A 3525-nucleotide genomic window follows, 5' to 3' on the forward strand; every position below is an offset into this window, starting at 1 on the left:
GTTACCGGAATTCGTAAGACATCGTAATATGGTGTCTTTTGAAAAACATAATCAAAATAGGCATGGTCGTAATCCCAACCTCCACCTACCGTAAATCCATGACTTGTTAAAAACTCTTCTAGGTGACCTTTTTCAAAACGTCTTCCTTCTATTGAAGAATTAAGTTCTATCAAATAAAAAACCTCCCGTCTTCTATTAGAATGGACAGGAGGAGTATGGTTTTATTCGTAACTGGAAAAGAAAACATCAATCACGAGTACAGTTTACTTCATTTATTAAAGTGAAGCTTTTAAAATAGCGCGTACATCGCCTGCTTCTAATGGTACGAAGTTTCCGAATGGACCGTAAACCATAGCTTTTTCAACCATCGATTCAATTTTAGAATCGTCGATGTTATAGTCAGCAAGTGTCTCGGGCGCTCCTATTGAAGTCCAAAAAGCACGCAAGTTATCGATTCCTTCATTTGCTATTTCATCAACCGTCTTGCCTTCAGGCTCTACGCCAAATACATAAACCGCCAATCTGGCAAAACGTTCTGGATCAACTTTGATATTATGACGCATCCAATGTGGGAAAAGAATTGCTAGTCCACCTGCGTGGGGAATATCATAAATTGCTGATACTGCATGCTCAATATCGTGAGTTGCCCAGTCTCCTTGGTACCCCATTTGCAACATGCCGTTTAAAGCAATTGTTCCTGAGAAAAGAATGGTTTCACGATGTTCATACGAGTGTAAGTTGTTCAGTAGTTTTGGTGCAGTTTCCATAATGGCACGCAATACGCCTTCACACATTTCATCTTGAACCGGTGTACTCGTAGCGTTATTGAAATATTGTTCAAAAATATGAGACATCATATCCACAATTCCATAAACCGTTTGATCTTGCGGAACTGAGAAAGTGTATGTAGGATCTAATATAGAGAATTTAGGGTATACCAATGGGCTGCCCCATCCGTATTTTTCCTGTGTCTCTTCATTAGTAATAACCGATCCCGCATTCATTTCAGAACCAGTTGCAGCCAATGTCAATACTGTACCAAAAGGCAATGCCGTTTCAGGTACTGCTTTACGACTGACAAAGTCCCAAGCATCTCCATCATATTTTGCACCAGCAGCAATTAGCTTCGTACAATCAATGACAGAGCCGCCCCCTACCGCAAGTAAAACATCGATATTTTCGTTCTTACAAATTTCTACGCCTCTTCGGACGCTTGAGATTCGTGGATTCGGGTCCACTCCACTCAATTCAAATACTTCCAAATCCACCGCTTTTAAAGTGGTCATTACTTCTTCATATAGACCATTTTTCTTAATACTTCCGCCACCATAAACGAGCAGTACTTTTTTGCCGTATGTAGGTAATTCTTGTTTGATCTGTTCAAGTTGCCCTTTACCAAAAATCAATTTAACAGGGTTATAAAATGAAAATGCATTCATTTTTATCACGCTCCTCTATTGAGTATTATGTACATAATCGCCCGTAAAATCAAAGAAAAGAGCTTAAAATAAACGAAAAAACGCCTTGTCTCCAAAGAGACAAGACGCGTTTATTTTTATACCCAACCACGGAAGCGAGAAGCTTCTGCAGTTTTACGAACACCAACCATATATGCCGCTAAACGCATGTTGATGTTGCGTGTTGTTGAAACAGTGTAAACATTTTCAAATGCGTCCACCATTTTTTTATAAAGTTTTTCATTTACTTCTTCTTCTGTCCAGTAATAACCTTGATTATTTTGAACCCATTCAAAATAAGATACTGTAACACCACCTGCGCTAGCAAGTACGTCAGGAACAAGTAAAATGCCTCGATCAGTTAGTATTTTTGTAGCTTCAGTAGTAGTCGGGCCATTTGCAGCTTCTACTACGATGCTCGCACGAATGTTGTGTGCGTTTTCAGAAGTAATTTGATTTTCAATTGCTGCCGGTACTAAAATATCGCAATCTAATTCAAGTAATTCTTTATTAGAGATTGTATTTTCGAACAATGTTGTTACCGTTCCAAAACTATCACGGCGATCCAGTAAATAATCAATATCTAAACCATTCGGATCATGTAAAGCTCCGTATGCATCTGAGATTCCGATTACTTTAGCTCCTGCATCACTCATAAACTTAGCTAAGAAACTACCAGCATTACCGAAACCTTGAATGACCACACGCGCCCCATTCATATCGATACCGCGTTTTTTTGCAGCTTCTTCCACACAGATTGTTACACCTTGGGCAGTAGCGCGTTCACGTCCTTGAGAACCTCCAAGAACAATTGGTTTACCAGTAATGAAACCTGGTGAGTTAAATTCATCAATACGGCTATATTCATCCATCATCCAAGCCATAATTTGTGAATTTGTAAATACATCTGGAGCTGGAATATCTTTAGTTGGTCCCACAAATTGACTAATCGCGCGAACATAGCCACGACTAAGTTTTTCAATTTCGTTCATCGACATTTTTCGAGGGTCGCAAATAATTCCGCCCTTACCACCACCATAAGGTAAATCAACGATTCCGCATTTCAATGTCATCCACATTGATAATGCTTTCACTTCATCTTCAGAAACCTCCGGGTGGAAACGTACGCCACCTTTAGTAGGTCCTACAGCGTCGTTATGTTGAGCACGATAACCCGTGAATACTTTTACTTTACCATCATCCATTTTAATTGGAATACGCACTTCAAGCATACGCAATGGTTCTTTTAAAAGTTCAAACATTCCTTCATCATATCCAAGTTTGTTAAGAGCGTCCTGAATAACATCTTGTGTTGATGTGAACAGGTTTAGATTTTCAGCCATTTTTTAGTTTCGCCTCTTTATTCATAATGATTACGTCGCAATCATTGTAACATAATTATTTTTATTTTTTAACACTAAATATTATTTATTGAATACTTTTTGAATTTTTTCGATTGCCCAGTCCAATTCTTCTTTTGTAATAACCAATGGAGGAGCAAAACGAATGACCGTATCATGCGTTTCTTTACATAAAAGTCCAAGCTCTTTCAATTCCTCACAATAAGGACGAGCTTCTGTGTTTAGTTCCATTCCGATAAATAATCCGCGACCACGTACTTCTTTAATAGAAGAATGTTCGATTTTTGACAGTGCATCTTTGAAATAGTTTCCTAGTTCTTCAGAGCGTTCTGCTAACTTCTCTTCTGTCAATACATTCAAAGAAGCAATCGATACTGCACATGCCATTGGGTTCCCACCAAAAGTTGAACCATGAGATCCAGGGTTAAAAACTTCAAGAATTTCTTTGTTGGCTACTACGCAAGAGATTGGGAATACTCCTCCGCCAAGTGCTTTACCCAAAATGTACATATCTGGATCAACATCTTCCCATTCACATGCGAACATTTTACCAGTACGGCATAGTCCTGCTTGAATTTCATCTGCAATAAATAGGACGTTGTTTTCGCGACAAAGTTCACGAGCAGCTTTCATGAATCCGGCTGGAGGAATGACAATGCCTGCTTCCCCTTGAATTGGTTCAATCAAGAATGCCGCTGTATTCGGTG

The 3525-nt window shown here is 39.0% G+C and carries 4 protein-coding genes; all 4 read right to left on the bottom strand.

All coding sequences use genetic code 11. From position 1 onward, the window contains the following. Positions 1-173: YugN family protein (locus AC1DSB_RS16415; protein ID WP_477587131.1), on the bottom strand; the 173-nt coding region annotated here is incomplete at its 3' end. Positions 174-275: 102 nt separating this feature from the next. Beyond that, entirely contained in the window at positions 276-1439 is a 1164-nt protein-coding gene (locus AC1DSB_RS16420) for an iron-containing alcohol dehydrogenase (RefSeq protein WP_477532416.1), read from the bottom strand. Positions 1440-1555: 116 nt separating this feature from the next. After that, on the bottom strand, positions 1556-2800 hold the full coding sequence (locus tag AC1DSB_RS16425) for a Glu/Leu/Phe/Val family dehydrogenase (RefSeq protein WP_016428973.1): 1245 nt from the start codon (positions 2798-2800) through the stop codon (positions 1556-1558). Positions 2801-2881: 81 nt separating this feature from the next. Then, on the bottom strand, positions 2882-3525 hold a 644-nt coding region (locus AC1DSB_RS16430), incomplete at its 5' end, for an aminotransferase class III-fold pyridoxal phosphate-dependent enzyme (RefSeq protein WP_477587130.1).

It is taken from the genome of Paenisporosarcina sp. P4_E4_2, from assembly GCF_056401595.1.